Below are 21,239 nucleotides of genomic sequence, written 5' to 3'. Positions count from 1 at the left end.
TGCCACCGAGTGCAATTGCCCGTACCGATTTTCAGCCGCGCGGCAGACCGATTGCGCATAAGGTTATGCCTCGCCCTCCCGCGCCCGGCAGCGCCAGACGCTGACCGGGATTTCGCTGACCTGTCCGTCGGCCTGCATGCGCCGCTCGGCGATCCGCCCGAGGCGGACGAAGAATTCCTCCAGGCGCGTCGCCGGCACCAGCGGTGCGAAATAGGTGCCGAAGGTGGCGGCGTGGAAACGCTGGTACTCGGCGGAGTCGGCGACGCGCAGGGCCGCCGGGCGGGAGACGATGGAGTCGACCCGGAAGTGCCGTTCGACGCGTTCGCGCAACGCCTCCCGGCCACGGGTGCGGGTGCCCATCGGCAGCAGCCCGGCTTCCGCGTAGAGCGCCGCCACCCGCTCCGGCGCGGCCAGGCCCATCTCGACCAGGGCCTGGGCGACCAGGTCGTCCTCGCCGCCGAGGCCATCCTCGGCGAACGGATGGTGCGAGGTGAACAGGAATACCCCCTGCGCCTCGAGGTGCCGCGCGACCCACCGGAACAGCCGCTCTTCGTCGGGATACAGCCAGTGCAGCACGGCGGTCATGCTGATCAGCTCGAAGCGTTCCGCCAGCGGCGGCAGGTCGAGCAGGTCGCCCTCCAGCAGACGCGCCTCGACGCCAGCCCCGCGCAACTGCGCGCGCGCCTGCTCCAGGCGCAGCGGCGAACGCTCGATGCCCCACAACCGTTGCAGGCCGGGCCAGCGCCGGGCGGCGCCGAGCAGCAGCGAGCCGATGCCGCAGCCGAGATCGAGCAGGCTGCGCGGCTCGATGCCGGCGCGGTCGAGCACCCAGTCCTGGTCGCGACGTTGCAGCAGTTCGCTGGAATCCTGGTAGCCGTCCAGGCTGCGCGCCTGTTCAATGATCGCGTTCATGTACGCCTGCTCCTTGGTTGAGGCTGTCCGCCGTGATGGTCCATACGCAGCCGTGGCCTTGCGGCTCTTCGTAGAGCCGCCAGTCGGCGCGGCAATCGCTGGCGGCGACGAACGCCGACAGCAGCTTGGTGCAATAGGTGCAGGCCGACTCCAGGGTGATCGGCACGCCTCGGGCGCGGGCGCGCTCGCGGTAGTCCCAGATCGCGCAGTGACGGTTGTGGAATACCGCGCGCCCGCCAGCCTCGGCCTGCACCTCGAAACGCGAACCGTAGAGCGCGGCCTGGCGTGCCAGGCGGTCGGCGGCGCTGGCCGGATCGCCCCGTCCCGCCGGTTCCAGCGCGCGATAGATCCGCGCGGTGGCGCGCGCCCAGTCGTCGAGCCGGTAATCCGCCGGGCGCGCGACGATGAACTGTTCGATCAGCGCCTGGGCGCGGAAGAACACCGCCTGCCAGGCTTCGGCGCGCAGGTCGTCGGTCGCCGGCAGATCGGCGAATATCCGCGCGCTGGTCGCCACCCAGTCCCCCAGGTCTTCGCGCCGATGGCGCTCGGCGACGTAGGCGGACATCGCCGCGTGCACCTCGAACACCCGCTGTCGCCAGAGCGTCGCCTGCACCGCCGGATCGCGTTCGACGGCGCTCATCGGAGCGCCTCCCGGTGGCTGGCGAGAAACCCCAGCAGGTGCTCCAGCACCGCGTCCGGCGCGTCTTCGGGGAGCATGTGGCTGGCGCCGATGGCGGCGCCCTCGACCTGCCCGGCCCAGGTCTTCCAGATTTCCAGCGGATGCTGCCCGGCGGCGTAGGGGCGTTCCTGCCAGAGCACCTGGACCGGGCATTGCAGGCGCCGGCCGGCGTCGCGATCGGCCTGGTCGGCGTCGGCATCGACGCCCACCGCGGCCCGGTAGTCCTCGCACATCGCATGGCGCACGGCGGGGTCGCGGAACGCCCGGCGGTAGCTTGCCAGCGCCTGCGGGTGGTAGATGTCGCGGCCCTGGGCCATGCGTCGCAGGGTGTAGTCGAGGAAGTGCTCCGGATCGGCGCCGATCAGGCGCTCCGGCAGGTCGTACGGCTGGGCGAGGAGGAACCAGTGGTAGGCGTTGAGGGCGAAGGCCTTGTTCACCGCGGCCCAGTTGTCGAGGATCGGCACCACGGTCAGCGAGACGAAGGCCGCGACCGCCTGCGGATGGTCCAGCGCCAGGCGATAGCCGACCCGCGCGCCGCGATCGTGGCCGATCACCGTGAAGCGTTCGAAGCCGAGCTGGCCCATCGTTTCCAGTTGGTCGCGGGCCAGCGCGGCCTTGGAATAGTCGGCGCCCTCCTCGTCCAGCGCCCGCGATTCGCCGTAGCCGCGCAGGTCGGCGAGGACCACGCTGTAGTCCTCGGCCAGGCGCGGAGCGATGCGGTGCCAGGCCAGGTGGGTCTGCGGATAGCCATGCAACAGCAGCAGCGGCGGGCCGCTGCCCTTCACGGCGACGCGGAGGCGCGCGGCGGAGGTGTGCAGGGTCAGGTAGTCGAAGCCGGACAGCAACGGATCGGTGCTCATGGGCGGCGCCTCACAGGATGATGCTGATGCGCCGCTGGGCGCTGATGGTCTCGTGGTCCAGGCGGATCTCCCGCGAGACGATGCGCAAGCCCTCGGGACCGTCGCGCAGGACATGGCTGGCTTCGCCGACGAAGTTCCAGGCCTCGCGGTTGCGGAACTGATGGACGACGAAGTTGCTGCGGCTGCTGACCAGTTCGCCCTCGACCCGCTTCAGCCGCACGTTGCCCACCAGGCGGCGGGTGCGCGAGCGCGGCTGCTCCATCCAGGTATGCCCGCCGAGGATGCTGTCGACCCGCTCGCGCAGACGCACGTGATCGTCGTCGATGATGTACAGGCTGTCCTCCGGCGCCTGGCCGGCCAGTTGCTCCTGCAACGGCAGCACCCGGTAGCGTGCAGCGCGCTCGAACAGGGCGAACCAGGTATCCAGCAGGCGGTCGTCGAGCAGCTCGGCTTCGGCGACGAGGAAATCGCTGACCCGCGCCAGCAGGTCGCTGTCGGGACGGGACAAGGCAAGGCTCATGAGTATCCTCCGGGAAGAAAGTGCCGCTCAGAGGCTGATGTCGACCCCATGGCGGGTCAGCCAGCGGTCCAGGTTCAGCAGGTAGGCCAGGCCGGCGGTCGGGCTCGCCGAGGCACGCGGGCTGGGCAGCGGCGTGCCCTGTTCGAGAGCCTGGCGGACCCGCCCGGCGTCCACCAGTTCGAACAGCGGCGAGCGGCCGTCGGCGAGCAGGCGGCCGACCCGCTCGCGCAGCAGCGCCAGGTAACGTGGGTCGGGGTTGGCCGGGAAACCGCTCTTGCGCCGCTCCAGGATCGCCTGCGGCAGGTGCCCGCGCAGGGCCCGGCGCAGCAGGCTCTTGCTTTCCCCGGCGACGCTCTTCAGCGCCCAGGGCAGGTTCCATACGTACTCCACCAGGCGGTGGTCGCAGAACGGCACGCGCACTTCCAGGCCGACCGCCATGCTCATCCGGTCCTTGCGTTCGAGCATCGCCGGCAACCAGCGGCTCAGCGCCAGGTAGGCGACCTCGCGCTGGCGCCGCTGGGCGGCATCCTCGCCATCCAGTCGCGGCACTTCGGCGAGGGCCTCGCGGTAGCGCGCCCGGATGTATTCCGGCGCCGCCACCCGTTCGGCGACCTCCCGCCGCAGCAGTTGCCAGGGCCCGCTCTTGCCGGCCAGCCAGGGGAAGCCGTCGTGTGCGAGGGCGCTCGGGTCGTGGAAGAACGGGTAGCCGCCGAACACCTCGTCGGCCGACTCGCCCGACAGCGCCACCGTGGTGTGCTCGCGGACCTGGCGGAACAGCAGGTAGAGCGAGGCGTCCAGCTCGCCCCAGCCGGGCAGGTCGCGGGCCTGGAGCACCGCCTCGTCCTGTTCCAGCACCTCTTCCGGGGCGACCAGCACGGTACGGTGCGGCGTACCGAGGAAGTTCGCCGCCAGCTGCGCATAGGGTTCGTCCCAGCTGCTTTGCCAGGGCGTCGGGACGAAGCCGCGGCCTTCGCCGGGGAAGTCCACGGAGAAGGTCGGCAGGCGCCGCGCGTCGCCATCCAGCGCGGCCACCGCGAAGGCGCTGATGGCGCTGGAGTCGAGCCCGCCGGAAAGCAGGCTGCCCAGCGGGACGTCGGCCACCAGCTGCTCGGCCACTGCCTCGCGGAGCAACTGGCCGGCGCGTTCGGCGCTGTCCTCGGCGCCCTCTTCGTGACGTTCCGCGCGCAGCGCCCAGTAGACCAGCTCGCGCACACCATTGCGGTCGAAGCGCAGCGCCTGGCCCGGCCGGACCTGGCGCAGGCCCTTGTACAGGCCGTGGCCGGGAGTCGGCGCGGTGGTCAGGGCGAACAGCTCGGCGATGCCGCTGGCGTCGAGCACCGGGTTGGCCTCGGGGTTGGCGAAGATCGCCTTGGGTTCCGAGGCGAACAGCACGCCTCCGGCGGTCGGGTAGTAGTACAGCGGCTTGACCCCGAAGCGATCGCGCACCAGCCACAGGCTCTGCTCGCGCTCGTCCCACAGGGCGAAGCCGTAGATGCCGCGGAGCCGGGCGAAGGAAGCCTCGCCCCATTGCAGATAGGCGCGCAGCACCACCTCGGTGTCCGAGCGGGTACGGAAGACCTGGCCCAGCGTCTCCAGCTCGGCGCGCAGCTCGCGGAAGTTGTAGACCTCGCCGCTGTAGGTCAGCGCCACCCGCCCGCCCGCCTCGGCAAGCATCGGTTGGGCGCCGTTCTCCAGGTCGATGATCGCCAGGCGCCGATGGCCGAGCAGCGCGTGCCGCGACAGCCACAGGCCTTCGGCGTCCGGCCCGCGCGGGGCCAGGGTACGGGTCATGCGTTCGAGGATGCTGCGCTGCTCGCCGAGGTCGCGGCTCCAGTCGGTCCAGCCGGTGATTCCACACATGGATGACGTTCCTTGCAGTGACCCTTTATTCCCCGCGTAGCCAGGGCGGCGCGCAGGGATCTGCAGGGAGAGATGGTTGAAGACGGCTCAGACGGCCACGGCGAGACGCCGCAGGGCGGCGGGCTGCTGCCCGAGCCGGCGGCTCCACTCGCGCCAGAAGCCGCGGTTCTGTTCCTCGTCGACGTGGCGGCGGGTTGCCGGCCCCATGCCGCGGGAAAAATCGCTGTAGCCGAGGGCGGCGTGGGCGTAGGCGCGCTGACAGGATTCGAGGATCTCGACGTCGTCGGGGGTGCCGAAACCGCCCGGGCCGATGAACGAGATCAACCCATTGATCCGCGCCGCCCGCTCCTCGCGGGTCTCATCGGCGAAGCCGGCGCCCCATACGGTGACGCTGACCTCATCGGCGGCGGTCGGGAAGAACGAGCGGATGTTCAGGCCGAGGATGTCGTTGATCACCAGGTTGGGAAAGATGAACAGGCTTTTGTTGGTGTGGGCGATGTCCTCCGCCCGCGCCTGCCCGAAGCGTTCCACCAGGCGTTCGAACTTGGCGGCGATGGACGGCTTGAGCGCTTCCGGGAACAGCGGGCTCCAGTAGGCGATCGGCCGTCCGGTGGACGGCGGGCCGCTGATGATCAGTGCGTGGCCGTTGCCCAGCGCTTCGCCGCGGCCATGGCGCTTGTGCGACTCCGGATCGGTGCCGAGGCTATTCAGGTATTCCAGGTAGCGCTTGTGGGCGAACGGCAGGTGGTAGGCGTCCACGCCGTTTTCCGCGAGCAGCTTCCAGTTGGCCTTGATCGAATGCTCGAAGCCGCCGGGAATGATCTCCAGTTCCGCCTCGGACTGGTCGCAGATCAGGTCGATGTAGTCCTTCGCCTGGCCCAGGTAGGTTTCCAGGGACGCTTGCCGGGCGCCGTAGTGGATGAACAGGAAGTTGCGGTAGACCGCGTGTTTCACCCGTGTCAGGGACAGCTCCGGATGGCATTGCCCGGCGTGCTGGTAGGCGGCCTTGTCCGGCAGGCCGATCAGGCTGCCGTGGCTGTCGTAGGTCCAGCCATGGTAGGGACAGGTGAAACGCTGGCTGTTGCCCTGGCGCTCGGCGCAGACCTTGGCCCCACGGTGCGCGCAGGCGTTCAGGTAGACCGCCGGCTCGCCATCGGCGCGACGCTGGATGATCAGGTTGCGCCCGCCGACGTCGCGGGTGATGAAGTCGCCGGGCTCGCGCAGCTCGCTGAGGTGGGCGGCATACAGCCAGCTGTCGTCGAATATCTCGTGCAGTTCGCGCCGGTGCAGTTCCGCGGAAACATAGGCCTGGCGCCTGACCCGGAAGTAACTTGCGTCGTCGGTCTCGATATATTCACTCACCGCCTAACCTCCGTGTAACGTTGACAACCCGGCAACGGGGACGGAGGAAACCTAGCACGGGGAAAATCAATTCCGGCAGACTATTTATTCATTAGCTAATAACTCGTAACCCCATGAAAAAAGACAAAATAATTATTTCCCTCGACGACTGAAAATTCGTCCCTCTCATTGCACTCATGCTTTTATGAGGGGTCGCCCCGTTCAACTCTTCAGGTTCACCAGGTCGAGCAGGTCGGCACCGGCCTTGATCTCCTGCAGGACGATTTCCGAGCGGATATCGGTGACGCCGGCGGCGCGGTTCAGTTTGTTCACGATGAAGTCCGAATAGTGCTTGAGGTTGCGCGCCCGGACCCGTAGCACATAGTTGGTGGCGCCGGTCACCACATAGGCGGTGACCACCTCCGGCCAGTCCCGGACCCTGGCGATGAACGCCTCGTGCCAACCCTCGACGTCCTGGCGCAGCGACACATGGACGATGGCTTCCAGCTCCACGCCCAGACGCTCGGCATCCAGCTCCACCGAGTAGCCGCGGATGATCCCCTCGCTTTCCAGCAGGCGCAGCCGGCGCAGGCAGGCGGATGGCGAGAGGGAAACCCTCTCCGCCAGGTCCTGGTTGCTCATCCGCCCGTCCTGCTGCAGGTGACGGAGAATGCGCAGATCGATGGCGTCCAGGGGCATGTGCAATTCCTATCAGAATGAATAGCTATCTTCGAATTTTGTGCGAACAGATTGCCATGCAGCCTTGCATTTCGCACGAAAATTCTCCGAAATCTCGTCCATTATCATTCGCTGGATTTCCGGAGAAAAACAATGACTTCGCTCCGCTACTGGGACATCAGTCCCGCCCTCGACCCGAGCACGCCGACCTGGCCCGGCGACACGCCGTTCCAGCAGGAATGGGCGGCGCGGCTGGACGAGCAGTGCCCGGTCAACGTCGGCCGGATCACCCTTTCGCCGCATACCGGCGCCCACGTCGACGGTCCCCTGCACTACCGCGCCGACGGCCTGCCCATCGGCCAGGTGCCGCTGGACATCTACATGGGACCGTGCCGGGTGATCCACTGTATCGGCGCTAACCCGCTGGTGACCCCCGAACACCTCGCCGGCCAGCTCGACGACCTGCCCTCGCGGGTGCTGCTACGGACCTTCGAACGGGTCCCGGCGAACTGGCCGGAAGGCTTCTGCGCTATCGCTCCGGCCACCATCGAGTGCCTCGCCGAGCGCGGCGTCAGGCTGGTCGGCATCGACACCCCGTCGCTCGACCCCCAGCACTCCAAGACCCTCGACGCCCACCACGCGGTGGGCCGCCACGGCATGGCGATCCTCGAAGGCGTGGTCCTCGACGACGTGCCCGCCGGCGACTACGAACTACTCGCCCTGCCGCTGAAATTCACCCACCTCGATGCCAGCCCAGTGCGTGCCGTGCTGCGCGCCCTGCCTACCGCGGAGTAACCGATGACCACTCGTGACGACTGCCTGGCGCTCGACGCCGGCGATCCCCTGGCCGACCTGCGCCAACTGTTCGCCCTGCCCGACGGCGTGATCTACCTCGACGGCAACTCCCTCGGCGCCCGCCCCCGGGCCGCCGTGGAGCGCGCCGCCGAAGTGGTCGCCGCGGAATGGGGCGAGGGCCTCATCCGCAGCTGGAACAGCGCCGACTGGCGCGGCCTGCCGGAGCGCCTCGGCGACAAGCTGGCGCCCCTGATCGGCGCGCGCGCCGGCGAAGTGGTGATCACCGACACCACCTCGATCAACCTGTTCAAGGTGCTCAGCGCCGCCCTGCGGATCCAGGAGGAAGAAGCGCCAGGGCGCAAGGTGATCGTTTCCGAATCGAGCAACTTCCCCACTGATCTGTACATCGCCGAGGGCCTTACCGACATGCTCCAGCGCGGCTACCGGCTGCGCCTGGTGGATGGCCCGGAGCAACTGCCGGCGGCGATCGACGCGGATACCGCGGTGGTGATGCTCAGCCATGTCAACTACAAGACCGGCTACCTGCACGACATGCGCGAGGTCACCCGCCTGGTCCACGAAAACGGCGCCCTGGCGATCTGGGACCTGGCCCACTCGGCCGGCGCGCTGCCGCTGGACCTGCACGCGGCCGAGGCCGACTACGCCATCGGCTGCACCTACAAGTACCTCAACGGCGGCCCCGGCTCGCCGGCCTACGTGTGGGTCGCGCCACGCCTGCGCGAGCGTGTCTGGCAACCGCTGTCCGGCTGGTTCGGTCATTCCCGCCAGTTCGCCATGGAGCCGCGCTACCAGCCCGGCGAAGGCATCACCCGGTTCCTCTGCGGCACCCAGCCGATCACCTCGCTGGCCCTGGTCGAATGCGGCCTGGATATCTTCGCCCGGACCGACATGCAGCGCCTGCGCGACAAGTCGCTGGCCCTCGCCGACCTGTTCATCGAATTGGTGGAAAGCCGTTGCGAACGCTTCGGCCTGACCCTGGTGACCCCGCGCGAGCATGCCCGGCGCGGCAGCCATGTCAGCTTCGAGCATGCCCAGGGCTACGCCATCGTCCAGGCCCTGATCGACCGCGGGGTAATCGGCGACTACCGCGAGCCGGGCATCCTGCGCTTCGGCTTCACCCCGCTGTACACCCGCTTCGTCGAGGTCTGGGATGCGGTGCAGGCGTTGCTGGAAATCCTCCAGAGCGAAGCCTGGAAAGAGCCGCGCTACCAGGTCCGGCACAAGGTGACCTGAGCCCCGCTCGCGCGGGCCGCGCCGGTATTCCCGGGGCGGCCCGCGAACACCCACCGCTCTCGCGCACAGGAGCCCGCGACCGGCACCCGCACATCGCCACCGACGTTCCCTCGGCAATTCATAAGAACCCCAATAAGATTCCAGAGGACATCCAGATGAACGACCCCCAGGGCTTCGAGGCCATCTCGCGCCGCGAACAGGGCCTGCAACGGCGGCTCTCGGCCGCGCAGATGAGCATGATCGCCATCGGCGGCGCCATCGGCACCGGCCTGTTCATGGGCAGCGCCTTCGCCATCGGTTTCGCCGGCCCCAGCGTCCTGCTCAGCTATGCCATCGGCGCGCTGATCACCCTGCTGCTGATGGGCTGCCTGGCGGAAATGACCGTGGCCCACGCCACCCCCGGCTCGTTCGGCGCCTTCGCCGAGCACTACGTCGGCCCGCTGGCCGGGTTCCTGGTGCGCTACGCCTATTGGGCGGCCATCGTCCTGGCGGTGGGCACCGAGGTCACGGCGGTGGCCATGTACATGAAGTACTGGTTCGCCGGTATCCCGGAATGGGTCTGGATCATCTCCTTCTCGACCCTGCTGATCGGCCTGAACGCCAGCAGCGTGAAAGCCTTCGGCAACTTCGAATACTGCTTCTCGACACTGAAGATCGCCGCCATCGTCGCCTTCATCCTGCTCGGCGCCTACCTGGTGTTCGGCTCCGCCAACCCGGCCTACGGCGTGCACAACTACAGCGCCCACGGCGGCTTCTTCCCGCACGGCCTGAAAGGCATGTGGATCGCCGTGGTGGTGTCGATCTTCAGCTATCTCAGCGTGGAGATGATCGCGGTCGCCGCCGCCGAGGCCGAGCATCCGGAACAGGCGGTGAAGTCGGCGTTCCGCTCGACCATCGTGCGCCTGGTGGTGTTCTACCTGCTGACCCTGGCGCTGATGCTCGCCATCGTCCCCTGGGACCAGGCCGGGCAGAGCCAGAGCCCGTTCGTCACGGTGATGCAGGCGATCGGCCTGCCCGGCGCGACCGGCGTGATGAACTTCGTGGTCCTGGTGGCCGCGCTGTCGGCGATGAACAGCCAGCTCTACATCACCACCCGGATGATGTTCAGCCTGTCGCGCGCGGGGCACGCGCCGAAGGGCCTCGGCGAACTGAGCCGCCAGGGCGTGCCGCTGAACGCGCTGCTGCTGTCGAGCGTCGGTATCGCCCTGGCGACCCTGCTCAACCTGGTCTACCCCGAGCAGTCCTTCACCCTGATGATGGCGGTGTCGATGTTCGGCGCCCTCTTCACCTGGCTGATGATCTTCTTCACCCACCTCTGCTTCCGCCGCCACCGCGCCCGCCACGGCGGCGCGCCGCTGGCCTTCCGCATGCGCCTGGCGCCCTGGTCGACATTGCTCGGCCTGGCGCTGATGGCGGCGATCCTGGTCACCACCTTCTTCACCGAGGCGTTCCGCATGACCCTGGTCTTCGGCGTGCCGTTCCTCGCGCTGCTCAGCGCACTCTACCTGGTCTTCGTCCGCAAGCCCGGCAGGGATTGTCCGATAGAACGGGCAACGCCCTAGGCGCTCTCCGCCCTGCGAACCTGGCGCGCAGGGCGAAGCACGACCGGCGCGCCCTTTCCGGACCGGGCGGTTCCGTTCCCCATACCTTTTCCGTCGCACAAAAAGCATTACCCGCCGGCCGCCGCGACTCCGTAGCGTAGTGCCCAACCGGACGTTCCGGCCCGCGGCGCGCCGCGGCCGGCGCGCTCCCGTCAGGGACGAAGTGGCGGCACGCCCAGCCATCGAGCGCACTGCATCGCTCTGCCCTGTGGGGACGCAGACGTCGTCAGCCATGAGGGGAACACGATGCATCCGACCTTTTCGCGGGTCCTGCTGGCCGCCGCGCTGGCCAGCGCCGGCAGCCCTGCCGTCGCCACCGAAATCCAGCTCGAGCAAGGCTGGAACGCCGAGCAACGCGCCTCCTGGTACGACGCCTCGCTCGGTTCGCGGCTGCTGCCGCTGGCCTGGGCCCAGGCGCTGGAACGTCCGGACAGCGAGGAACGCCTGTTCTCCGAAGACAACGCCCGGCGCCTCGGCTTTCCCCTGCGCAACTGGCAAGGCGGCGAACTGCGCCTGCCGCGCGGCTTCGCCCTCGACCAGCAGGACGACAGCCAGTTCTCCGACACCCGCCTGCGCTGGAAAGCCCGCCAGTCGTCCAGCGAACCCTGGGTCGGGCTGAATTGCGCCGGCTGCCACTCCACCGACATCAGTTACCGCGGCAGCGAACTGACCGTCGACGCCGGCGCCACCCTGGCCAACGTCCAGGCGATCTTCGACGAAGTGCTCGCCGCGCTGCGCCGCACCAGCGACGACGGCGACAAGTTCGCGCGCTTCGCCGGCAACGTCCTCGGCAGCGAGGACAGCCCGGCCAACCGCGAGCTGCTGAAGGCCGCCCTGGTCAAACGCGCGGCGCTGATCGACACCCTGCTGAGCATGTCCGCCACCGACCTGCAACCCGGCCCGGGGCGCCTCGACGCCACTGGCCAGTCACTCAACCGCGCGGCGATCAACTCTGGCGCCCGTCACCTGCAAGCGAACCCGACCGACGCGCCGACCAGCTTCCCGGCACTGTGGCACACGTTGCAGATGGACAAGCTGCAATCCAGCGGATTCGTGCCCAACGTCAAGGTCCTCGACCTCAACGGCCAGGTCTTCGACCTCGGCTACCTGGCCGGCGACATCGGCGTGGTCCAGGGCGACTACGGCGACGTGGTCAGCCATCCGCTGTCCGGCCTGGAGGGCTACATCTCGAGCATCCGCGTGGACAACCTGACCCGTGTCGAGGGCCTGATCCACAAGCTCAAGGCGCCGGCCTGGCCGAGCCAGCTGTTCGGCGCCCCGGACAGCGCCAGGCTGGCCCAGGGCAAGCGCCTCTACGAGGAGAACTGCGCGGCCTGCCATGCGAGCATCGGCCGCGACGACCTGCAAACCCCGATCAAGGTCCGCCAGGTGCGCCTGAGGGCCCATGGCGACGACGCGCCGATCGGCACCGATCCGTGGATGGCCTGCAACACCTTCACCTTCAGCAGCCCCAGCGGCAACTACTTCGGCTTGTTCCGGCCGTCCCTCGGCACCCCCAGCGGCGTCGGCATCGTCGGGCGAACCTCGAAGATCGCCGACATGCAGGTCCCCGAGGTGTTCCAGATCATGCTCGGCAAGAAAGGCCAGCTGGCCGACGGCATCGCCGAGATCATCCACGCCATCGTCACCGGGCAGCAGACCCTGCCCGGCTCCGACAGCCTGCAAGCGCTTCCCGCCGGGCAACTGCTGCTGGCCGGCGGCGGCCCTGCCGGCAGCCAGGCGCCGAGCCTCGCCGCCGGCGAAGTCCCCGCCGACAAGAGTGCGCGCAAGGACTACTGCCTGAACACCGAGCATCCGTTCCTCGGCTACATCGCTCGCCCGCTGAACGGCATCTGGGCCACCGCGCCCTACCTGCACAACGGTTCGGTGCCGTCGCTGTACGACCTGCTGCTGCCCCAGGAGCAACGGCCGACCACCTTCTACACCGGCAGCCACGAGTTCGATCCGAGCCGGGTCGGCTACCTCACCGCGCCCGGCCCGGACAACGCCTTCCTCTTCGACACCCACCTGGAAGGCAACTCCAACGCCGGCCACGACTTCGCCCGCGAGTACGACGAAAGCCAGCGCCTGGCGCTGCTCGAATACCTCAAGACCCTGTGAGCCGGCCCCGCCCACATGCCCAATAGAGAGAACCGCCCGATGACCCTATCGCGACTCAGCCTTGCCATCCTTTCCGTTCTCGCCGGTGCCCCGGCATTCGCCGACGACAGCGGCGTCGACCTCGACCAGGGCTGGAACCAGACCCAGAAGACCGCCTGGCTGGAAGCCGGCCAGGGCTCGCGGATGCTGCCGCTGGCCTGGCTGGTGGCGCTGGAGCAGCGCGCCAGCGAAGAACCGCTGATGTCCGATGCGCTGATCCGCCAGTACGGCTATGTCCCGCACACCCTCGGCGGTTCCAGCGTGAAGGTGGTGCAGGGCTACGCGGTCGACCGCAGCGACGACAGCGACCTGACCTTCACCAAGCTGCGCTGGAAAGCCCTGCAGGGCTCCAAGGAACCCTGGGTCGGACCGACCTGCAGCATGTGCCACACCTCGCACATCAGCTACCAGGGCACCCAGTTGACCGTCTACGGCGGGCAGACCATGGGCGACCTCGCCGGCTTCCAGCTGGAGATCCTCGGCGCCCTGCAGAGCACCCGCGCCGACACCGCCAAGTTCGAGCGCTTCGCCCGCAAGGTGCTCGGCGCCGATGGCCTGGTCAGCGGCTACAACGACGCCAACAAGGCACGCCTGCAGGCAGCCCTGGACGCCACCATCGTGCGCCTGCGCGACGGCTCGCACTTCAACCTGCCGCACGATCCCGAGTTCGGCCCGGGCCGCCTGGACGCCATCGGTTCGATCTTCAACTCGGTGGGCTACGAACTGCACGCCGACGAGCAGATCTACGGCGCCGAGGACGCCCCCGTGAGCTATCCGTTCCTGTGGAACGTACCGCAGCTGGACCGCGTGCAGTGGACCGGCTTCAACCCGAACCACATCAACGTGGTCGACATCGACAACCGCAAGTTCGACGTCGGCGCCCTGGCGCGCAACGCCGGCGAGGCGGTCGGGGTATTCGCCGACGTCAAGGTGCTCAGCCCGATCCAGTCGGCGCTGCACATCGGCTACCCGTCGAGCATCAACGTCGACAACCTGATCCGCATCGAAGACCAGCTCGGCCAACTGAAGCCGCCGGCCTGGCCGAACCAGCTGTTCGGCGCCCCGGAGCCGACCAGGGTCGCCGAGGGCCGCGAGCTGTACCGGCAACATTGCTCCAGCTGCCACACGCCGCTGGACCGCAACGACCTGCGGACCCCGGTGAAGACCGTGCTCACCCACCTGCAGGCGCGCGGCGAGGTCGCGCCGATCGGTACCGACCCGTGGACCGCCTGCAACAGCATCGCCCAGCTGAAGACCGGCTACGTGCGCGGCAAGCCCTACCTGTCCTTCGTCGGCACTGGCCAGCGCGGTTTCTACGGCAAGCAGGCCTATGCGGTGGACGTGCTCCAGGAAGTGGTGGTCCAGGCCCTGGCCGCGCGCGGCCTGAGCGTCGCCCTGGGTGCCTTCCAGACCGCCGCCCTGGGCATCTTCGACGGGCAGTTGCCGCCGCTGATCAGTCCGGTGCCGGACAGCCCCGACGCCGACAGCGTCGAAGCGACCGCCGCGGACGCGCCAGGCGCCCTGCTCCTGGCCGAAAACGTCGCGGCCGACAGCGACAAGGCCCGGCGCCTGGAGCAGTGCCTGGCGATGACCAGCGACCTGATGGCCTACAAGGCGCGCCCACTGAACGGTATCTGGGCCAGCCCGCCCTACCTGCACAACGGCTCGGTGGCGACCCTCTACGACCTGCTGCTGCCGCCGGACCTGCGGCCGCGCACCTTCTATACCGGCAGCGTCGAGTTCGACCCGGTCAACGTCGGCTACATCACCGATGCCGGAGGCGCCAACCGCTTCCTCTTCGACAGCGGCAAGCCGGGCAACGCCAATGGCGGCCACGACTACGGCAACGCGCAGTTCAACGAGCAGCAGCGCCGCGCCCTGGTCGAGTACATGAAGACCCTCTGAAGCCCCTCGCGCGGCCGGCGCTCCCGGCCGCCTCCCTCAACCGGCGGCGACCCGCCGCGCGGTCTCGACGAAGCATTCGAACTGGGTGTCGCTGGCACGAAGCCGCGAAGTCGGCGACACCGCCAGCCCCACCGGCAGGCGGAAGCCTTCGTTGACCGCCGCCGGCAGAGCGGTGAAGGCCACCCCCGGATAGGCGAACTTGGTCAGCGACAACGGCAGGAAGGCGAAGCCGTCGCCGCTGGCGACCTGGGCCAGGAGAATGCTCAGGTCGTTCGGCCGCACGCTGCGCCGGGGCGCGAAGGCAGCGGCATCCATCGCATCGTTCATGAACTGGCTGTAGGCGGGAAACAGCGAGTCCTTCGGTACCAGCAGCGGCTCGCCAATCAGGTCGTTCAGCGACCAGTCGGGCGCCAGTCGCCGGTGCAGGGTTTCCGACAGGGCGATGACGTGCTCGTAGCTGCCGATCTCCATCAGCTCGTATTCGCGCACCACCTTCGGCGGCGCGCCGATGATCGCCGCGTCCAGGGACGACTCGCGGACCAGGCTGAGCAGGTCCAGCGATGGCGCCCAGGATGGCGAAACGGCGCTGCACACCCGCGCTTCCTTCAACTGCCGGGCCAGCTCGCCGGACCAGCCGGGATCGAGGTAGCGGCTGAAACCGATGTGCAACTGGCGGTCGTCGCCGTCGCCGATGTCGCGGGTCAGCGCCTTGGCCTCGGCGATGATCTTCACCGCGCGGCAATGCACCACCCTGCCCACCTCGGTCAGGCTCACCCCGGCCGGACCGCGGACGAACAGCGCCTCGCCGATGTGCACTTCGAGCGCCTGGATCTGCCGCGACAGCGACGGCTGCGAAACGTGCAGCACCTCGGCGGCCTGGCCGATGCTGCCGTACTCGGCGACACAGGCGAAATACATCAGCTGGCGCAGCGAAGGCATCGCCTTCGACCAGTTGATGATCGGGAAACTGGCATCGGTCACGGACATTGCGTACATACCCCTCGCTGGCAACACGGGTCGGATCGGCACGGGCAGGGAAACCCCGGGACGGCGCGACGAACGACCGCCGGCAGCCTGCTTCCGAAAGCCGTTTCGCGGCAGAAGAACGAAAGATAGGTAGCGGAGATGACAGGAAGCGCGACGTTCGGGACCGGGACGCTCTTCATGGGCGGCGTCTTGTTCCCGCGCCGCCAGTATAGCCAGGCGGCATGGGGAACTGGCCATGCGGCACGGCACGGCCGCGGGCCACCCTCGCCGTTCGGATAGGTCCCCTTGCCAGGTCGGTCCGAAGCTGCCAGGGACCGTCGCAAGCGCTGCGCCGTGGGCACCGGCCACGAACTCAGGCCACCTCGTCGGCAGCGGCTGAACCGCTTCGTCTTTTCGTGAACCGCTTCCGTGTCGGCGGAGCGCCAGGGGGTCTACGCTGAGTTTTTCAGGATCAGGAGTACCGCCATGCTGGATCACGACCTGACTGTCGCCCTGCTATGCCGTCTCAACCAGAACCAGAGTGCCCTCGGCATGGCCCTGGAGGAGCTGGCGATTTGGGCGAAGCGCCATGAAGGCGGCGAAACCTACGATGTCGTCATGAACCACCTGCAGACCCTGGAGCGCAACGCCGACTTCGTCGCCGAGGCCATCGTCGTCCTGATGGCGGATCGCTGAAGCGCGCCGGCCCCGTACGAGCGGACGAGCCTGCGCGGTGCGCTGGGCACGGTGCGCAGTAAAATCTTCAAGATTTTTCTTACAAGGCAATAGGACTCGTCCAAGTTACCTCGCCCATAGCTCCCGGTACCCTCGCCCGTTACACCTTCCAAGCACCAACGGGATCTCCAGGGCTTATGCTTCTTCGAACCATCAGTGTGGAAACTGCCGAGCAGACGGAACTGAATGCGGCCTTGTTGTGTGGTTTCGCCATTCCCGCCAGCGACCGCAACTTCATCGCCTACAGCCTCAACGAACAGGTCGACGAAAACGACTCGCGCGTCTACATCGCCTCCCTGTTCAAGACCGACGACGGCTTCCGCCTGGGCCGCCTCGACACCGACGAGGCCTGCGAGGCGGCCATCCAGGTGTTCCGCCAGCTGGTCCGCGAAGCCACCACCGGCAACCGCCGGACCAGCGACCTGGCCTACCACCTCATCGACCTGCAGGACGCGGCCATCGCCCCCTCGCGCCGGGAAGAACACCGCTCCCTGGTGCTCGAACGCGAGTGGGTGATGAAGCTCGTCACCTTCGAGTCCCCCCATGGCTACGGCCCCGCCCTGGATGGCGAGGAACCCTGCGCGGACGTCCCGCCGCTCGTCCATGAGGCCCTTTTCGAAGACGCCGCTCCCGATGTCTTCGCCGCGGACGATGCGGACGAGGCCTCGGACGGGCCGGCGGAGCCCATCGACGAGCCCGAGGCGGCGGAAGACGAAACCGTCACCGAGGCCGGCTGCGTCGAGCCCGAGCCGCGGCCGGAGGCGGAAACGGCAGCGCCCGAGGGTGGGGCGCCAGCCGAGTTCGCGACGAAAGCGGAGCAGTCCGCCAAGGTAGCGGATGCCGAGGCCATCGGCGCCTTCGTCGACAACGCCAGTCATCTTCGCGAGGAGCTTGCCGACCTGGCGCAGCTGCTCCACCCCGCGCTGCACGCCGCCGACGCCACGGGCAGCGCCAACCTTCCGTCTCCAGACGCCGCCGAGGAATCCTCCATGCCCCCGAGCCCCTCCCCCCTCGCCGCTTCCGCACCCGCGCCGGAACCGGTATCGGCCAGGGTCCCCAGCCTGTCGCTGCGCCTCCGGGTGCCGCCCGCACGCCTGGCCGGCGCCGAGGGCGAGGCCGACGTCAGAGAGGCGCCCACCCAGGCCGCCGCCGTCATTCACCAACCCGAGGATGAAGCCCACGTGGATACGGATACCGCGCTCGATATCGGCAACGATACCGAGCATCTGCTACAGGACGTGCAGGGCACCCTGGCCGACCTCGCCGGCATGGCCCAGCAACTGAGCCAGCAGAAGCAGGAAGCGCTCAAGCAGCAGGAGTCGCTGGAGTCGCTCCAGACGCAATTGCACGAGAAGGAGCGGCAATTGCAGGAAAAGGAAAAGCAGCTCCGCCAGTGGCACAAGCGCCTGCAGGACGACCGCCAGGCGCTGGAGCGGGAAACTGAGCAGAGCAACCGTCTCCTCGCCGAGCGCAGCGCGGCCCTGCAACAACTCGCGGAAAGCGTCGAAGCCCGCGAGCGCAGCAGCGCGCGGCGAGCCGAAGTACTGCAGATCGAACAGGAACGCCTCGAAGAGTTGCGCAGCCAGCAGAACCTGCGCCAGGCCGAACTGGAAAAGCGCGAAGCCAGCGTCCAGCAGCGCAGCCTGGAACTCGGCGAGCGCTTCAAGAAGCTGGAAAGCGCCCGCGAGAAGCTGGCGCAGATCGTCAAGGGTTTCAACGAGACCGTGCAGTTCAATACCGCTCTGCACGCCATCAGTCATACCGGGTTGAAACGCCAGGAAGAGAGCACAGCCGAACTGGAATAAGGTTCTCCTCCGGCAAAAGGGCGCGGCTCCGATACTGGCCCGCGCCCTTTTTCATTCGCCCAGCCGCGCCCGGCCGCTCGCCCTCGGGACGCGGTGCCGCCGGCCAGTTCACCGGTGCGCAGAGCAGTTGTGCGCCGGACAGCGCCGGCAGGCGCACCCATTCGGGAAACTCCAGGTCGTAGCAGACCATCACCGCGATTCGCCCGAAGCGGGTGGCGACCACCGGCGCTGGCCCTGGCACAGGGCTATGGGAAGGACGGAGTGTCGGCAAGCGAAGACGGGAAGGGAATCAGTCAGGTCAAATAATCAGTTGAGCATTTTCTGAACCATACGCAGGGCGTTCGCTGAACCGAGGGCCGCCGAGGCACCGCGTGCGCCCTTCTGACGCCCGCTCAAGGCCGGCGCGCAGCATGGCCTTCGGCGGAAACCTGTGGCGCCTGGGTCTGCCCCGCCTCGCGCGCCAGCAGGTCGCGCAGGCCCTGCGCATCCAGCGGCCGGCTGAGCAGGAATCCTTGCAGTTCGTGGCATTGCTCGTCGCGCAGGATATGCATCTGCCCTTCGGTCTCCACCCCCTCGGCGGTGACCCGCAGGTTCAGGGCGTTGCCGAGATTGATGATGGCCTGCACGATCGAACGGTCGCGCCCGGTCTTCTCCATGCTGGCGACGAAGCGCTTGTCGATCTTGATGCTGTCGAAGGGATAGGTGCGCAGGTAGCCGAGCGAGGAATAGCCGGTACCGAAGTCGTCCATGTTGAGGCGGACGCCCAGTTCCTTGAGGGCCGTCATGGTCCGCAGCGCGCCGTCGACATCGTTGAGCATGACGTTCTCGGTGACCTCCAGCTCCAGCCGGCGGGCATCCAGGTGGGCCAGGCGCAACGCCTCGCGCACCTGCCAGACGATATCGCCGGTCATGAACTGCGCCGGCGACACGTTCACCGAGACCATCACCTCGCCCGGCCAGGAGGCGGCGGTGGCGCAGGCCTCGCGCAGCACCCAGTTGCCGATCTGCACGATCAGGTCGCTTTCTTCCGCCAGGCCGATGAACTCGTCCGGGCCGATCAGCCCGCGGCGCGGATGGTTCCAGCGGATCAGCGCCTCCGCCGAGGCGATCGTCTGTTCCTGCGCCAGGAAGCGCGGCTGGTAGTACAACTCGAACTCGCCGTTCTGCAAGGCGGCGCGCAACTCGGTCTCGCGCAGCTTCTTCTCGGCGAGATGGGAGTCCATCGCTTCCAAGTAGAAACGCCAGGTATTGCGCCCCGCGGCCTTGGCCTCGTACATCGCCACGTCGGCGCAACGCAGCAGGCCGCGCGGATCGCCGCCGTGCTCCGGCGCCAGGGCCACGCCGATGCTGGCGCCGACATGGAAGCTGTGCCCTTCGTAGGCGATCTCGCGGTTGATCACGTCGATCAGCCGGCTACAGAACTTCTCGGTTTCCAGCTTCGACGACACGTGGGTACTGACCACCACGAACTCGTCGCCGCCGAGCCGGGCAACCATGTCCTGGTCGCGGGTCGAGGCGCGCAGCCGCTCGGCGATGGCGTAGAGCACCGCGTCGCCGGCAGGATGGCCGTGCTGGTCGTTGATCGGCTTGAAGCGGTCGAGGTCGAGCATCAGTACCGCTACCGGCGACTTGCCAGCCTTTTCCGCCAGCAGGCGTTCGAGGAACTGGAACAGCTTGTTGCGGTTCGGCAGGCCGGTCAGGGCATCGTGCAGGGACAGATGCTGGATCTTCGCATGGGCTTCGACCTCGTCGGTGATATCGGCCGCCGTGCCGCGATAGCCGCTGGCGACGCCGTTGCGGATCGCGCTGGCGCTCAGCTTGCCGACCCGCGCCTGGCCCTGGCTGTCGCGGAAAGCGCAGACCAGGCTGGACGGCGTCTCGGCGTCGGGCAGCCCTTCCAGCCACTTGACGATGTTCACCGTATCGCTATCCAGCAACTCGTCCAGCCGCCGCCCGATCCAGGCCTCCGGCTGGTAGCCGGTGACGTCGCGGAAGCGCACGGAGAGATAGGTGAAGACGAAATGCCCGTCGACTTCCCAGATCCAGTCCGAGGCCGCCTCGGCTATCGACTTGAAACGTTCCTCGCTGGCCAGCAGGGCCTGGTTGCTGCGTTTCAGGACCTTCTGCTGGCGATCTACCGCGCGGGCGTTGAGCACGGCGCTGCGGCTCAGCCAGAACAGCAGCCCGGCGGCGAGCACGAAGATCCCCAGCAGCGGCAACGCGGTCTCCCGCAGCATGGCGCTACCCGGACGCGACGACACCCAGGCCAGGCGATGGGGAGTGTCCTCCAGGGCCAGGCTTTCCTTGTCGCCCGCCGCGCCGCCGACCAACAGGTGCAGGTTGGCGATGCCGTAGTCGCCGCCGAGCTTGGCCAGCTTCGCCGGGGTCAGCCGGTCGACGAAGACCATCACCGAGGCCTTGTCCAGGTCGATGGGCGCATGATCGCTGGTGGGCTTGATCGCCGAGGCGACCAGGATCGCCGGTGCGCCGTCGAAGTCGACGTAGCGGCTGATCGCCGCCTCGTCCACCGCGGCGCGGCGGGCGGCGCTGAGGATGTCTCCGGCATCGGCGCCCAGCGAGTCGGCCAGCGAGCGCTCGGACAGCTCGCCCTCGAGCATGGCGTAGCGAGTGCCACGGTCGTCGATGACGAAGACGCCGTCGTAGCCGTTGGTGGTGTAGAGCACCGAGCCGAGGTTGTTCTTGGTAAAGGCCCAGTCCACGTCGACCCGGTTTCCCAGATAGACGTAGGCGTCGGTCCAGAACGAATAGGTGGTGGAGAACTGCTCGGAATTTTCCCGGCGATTCTGCAGCGCCTTTTCCACGTAGAAATGGCTCTGCTCGATGGCGATGTCGTCCTGCTGCCTGGCGATGTGCAGGATCGCCCAGCCGCATGCACCGAGGGCGAGGAAAAGGGCGGCCAGGAACATTAGGAGATGCTTGGAGACCTGGGAGACTGCGGTACCGCTGGCAATCGCTGAAGCAAGCATCGATTCGCCATCCTTGTGACCGTATAGGTGCGGGCCTTGGTCACTGTCTTATAGTTAAGCATCCAGGGGGCGTCAAAAAACCCGCTTGGCAAGCGCATCGGCGCCGGAGATGCGGCTGCCGCTCCCGGAAAGGCGCGCGCCGCCGCTGGCCTCGGCGGCGCGCGGCGGCTCTCAGCGGCCC

The 21,239-nt window shown here is 68.0% G+C and carries 16 protein-coding genes and 1 pseudogene; 7 read left to right on the top strand and 10 right to left on the bottom strand.

Going from position 1 to position 21,239, the window contains the following annotated elements; translation table 11 throughout:
* Positions 1 to 63: 63 nt before the first annotated feature.
* The 7 genes from HMPREF2581_RS17585 to kynR all read right to left on the bottom strand — a co-directional run bounded on the left by HMPREF2581_RS17585 (position 64) and on the right by kynR (position 6,871).
* Entirely contained in the window at positions 64 to 912 is an 849-nt protein-coding gene (locus tag HMPREF2581_RS17585) for a class I SAM-dependent methyltransferase (protein ID WP_003139617.1), read from the bottom strand.
* Positions 896 to 1,552, bottom strand: coding sequence for a hypothetical protein (locus tag HMPREF2581_RS17580; protein WP_003139619.1), 657 nt, complete (start codon positions 1,550 to 1,552; stop codon positions 896 to 898). Before HMPREF2581_RS17580 ends, HMPREF2581_RS17585 begins: the two co-directional genes overlap by 17 nt.
* A complete protein-coding gene (locus tag HMPREF2581_RS17575; protein WP_003139620.1) occupies positions 1,549 to 2,451 on the bottom strand; it encodes an alpha/beta fold hydrolase in 903 nt (300 codons plus the stop codon). The genes HMPREF2581_RS17580 and HMPREF2581_RS17575 overlap by 4 nt, the downstream gene beginning before the upstream one ends.
* Before the next feature lie 10 nt (positions 2,452 to 2,461).
* Positions 2,462 to 2,971 carry an aromatic-ring-hydroxylating dioxygenase subunit beta gene (locus HMPREF2581_RS17570; RefSeq protein WP_003088783.1) on the bottom strand — a complete coding sequence of 170 codons (510 nt, stop codon included), beginning with the start codon at positions 2,969 to 2,971 and terminating at the stop codon, positions 2,462 to 2,464.
* Positions 2,972 to 2,998: 27 nt separating this feature from the next.
* Positions 2,999 to 4,831: an asparagine synthase (glutamine-hydrolyzing) gene (gene asnB, locus HMPREF2581_RS17565; protein ID WP_003139621.1), complete on the bottom strand. Its 1,833-nt coding sequence runs from the start codon at positions 4,829 to 4,831 to the stop codon at positions 2,999 to 3,001.
* An 87-nt stretch (positions 4,832 to 4,918) separates the two neighbouring features.
* Positions 4,919 to 6,193 (bottom strand): aromatic ring-hydroxylating oxygenase subunit alpha, encoded by a 1,275-nt coding sequence (locus tag HMPREF2581_RS17560; protein WP_003128652.1) that lies wholly within the window; start codon positions 6,191 to 6,193, stop codon positions 4,919 to 4,921.
* Positions 6,194 to 6,394: 201 nt separating this feature from the next.
* Positions 6,395 to 6,871, bottom strand: a complete 477-nt coding sequence (gene kynR / locus HMPREF2581_RS17555; RefSeq protein ID WP_003139622.1) for a kynurenine pathway transcriptional regulator KynR — start codon at positions 6,869 to 6,871, stop codon at positions 6,395 to 6,397.
* 132 nt (positions 6,872 to 7,003) lie between these two features.
* On the opposite strand from kynR, the gene kynB reads away from it, so the two are divergent.
* From kynB to HMPREF2581_RS17530, 5 genes are all read left to right on the top strand, one after another.
* The gene (gene kynB / locus HMPREF2581_RS17550; RefSeq protein ID WP_003139623.1) at positions 7,004 to 7,645 is read left to right on the top strand and encodes a kynurenine formamidase KynB; all 642 of its coding nucleotides are present in this window, start codon (positions 7,004 to 7,006) and stop codon (positions 7,643 to 7,645) included.
* A 3-nt stretch (positions 7,646 to 7,648) separates the two neighbouring features.
* Positions 7,649 to 8,899, top strand: coding sequence for a kynureninase (gene kynU / locus HMPREF2581_RS17545; RefSeq protein WP_003088773.1), 1,251 nt, complete (start codon positions 7,649 to 7,651; stop codon positions 8,897 to 8,899).
* A gap of 155 nt (positions 8,900 to 9,054) precedes the next feature.
* Positions 9,055 to 10,461, top strand: a complete 1,407-nt coding sequence (locus tag HMPREF2581_RS17540; RefSeq protein WP_003088769.1) for an amino acid permease — start codon at positions 9,055 to 9,057, stop codon at positions 10,459 to 10,461.
* 285 nt (positions 10,462 to 10,746) lie between these two features.
* On the top strand, positions 10,747 to 12,621 hold the full coding sequence (locus HMPREF2581_RS17535) for a (7S,10S)-hydroperoxide diol synthase (protein ID WP_003139624.1): 1,875 nt from the start codon (positions 10,747 to 10,749) through the stop codon (positions 12,619 to 12,621).
* 39 nt (positions 12,622 to 12,660) lie between these two features.
* Positions 12,661 to 14,565, top strand: coding sequence for a 10S-dioxygenase (locus HMPREF2581_RS17530; protein WP_003139626.1), 1,905 nt, complete (start codon positions 12,661 to 12,663; stop codon positions 14,563 to 14,565).
* A gap of 36 nt (positions 14,566 to 14,601) precedes the next feature.
* Here the strand turns inward: HMPREF2581_RS17530 and HMPREF2581_RS17525 are convergent, their stop codons facing one another.
* Positions 14,602 to 15,504: a LysR family transcriptional regulator gene (locus HMPREF2581_RS17525; RefSeq protein ID WP_003139628.1), complete on the bottom strand. Its 903-nt coding sequence runs from the start codon at positions 15,502 to 15,504 to the stop codon at positions 14,602 to 14,604.
* Positions 15,505 to 16,017: 513 nt separating this feature from the next.
* Between HMPREF2581_RS17525 and HMPREF2581_RS17520 the strand changes: the two genes are divergently transcribed.
* On the top strand, positions 16,018 to 16,227 hold the full coding sequence (locus tag HMPREF2581_RS17520; RefSeq protein ID WP_003088759.1) for a hypothetical protein: 210 nt from the start codon (positions 16,018 to 16,020) through the stop codon (positions 16,225 to 16,227).
* A gap of 176 nt (positions 16,228 to 16,403) precedes the next feature.
* Positions 16,404 to 18,071, top strand: a complete 1,668-nt coding sequence (locus HMPREF2581_RS17515; RefSeq protein WP_003139629.1) for a hypothetical protein — start codon at positions 16,404 to 16,406, stop codon at positions 18,069 to 18,071.
* A 28-nt stretch (positions 18,072 to 18,099) separates the two neighbouring features.
* On the opposite strand, the pseudogene HMPREF2581_RS33345 reads toward HMPREF2581_RS17515, so the two are convergent.
* Positions 18,100 to 18,342: pseudogene (locus tag HMPREF2581_RS33345) on the bottom strand (nitrilase-related carbon-nitrogen hydrolase); the annotation flags it as partial.
* Positions 18,343 to 18,463: 121 nt separating this feature from the next.
* Complete coding sequence (locus tag HMPREF2581_RS17510) at positions 18,464 to 21,058, bottom strand: bifunctional diguanylate cyclase/phosphodiesterase (protein ID WP_003139631.1); 2,595 nt, start codon at positions 21,056 to 21,058, stop codon at positions 18,464 to 18,466.
* Between the last annotated feature and the right edge of the window lie 181 nt (positions 21,059 to 21,239).

The sequence above is a fragment of the Pseudomonas sp. HMSC057H01 genome, assembly GCF_001836405.1.
Taxonomy (GTDB): domain Bacteria; phylum Pseudomonadota; class Gammaproteobacteria; order Pseudomonadales; family Pseudomonadaceae; genus Pseudomonas; species Pseudomonas aeruginosa.
The sequence above is the reverse complement of the archived record's forward strand: the minus strand, read 5'-3'. Positions and strand labels throughout refer to the sequence as shown.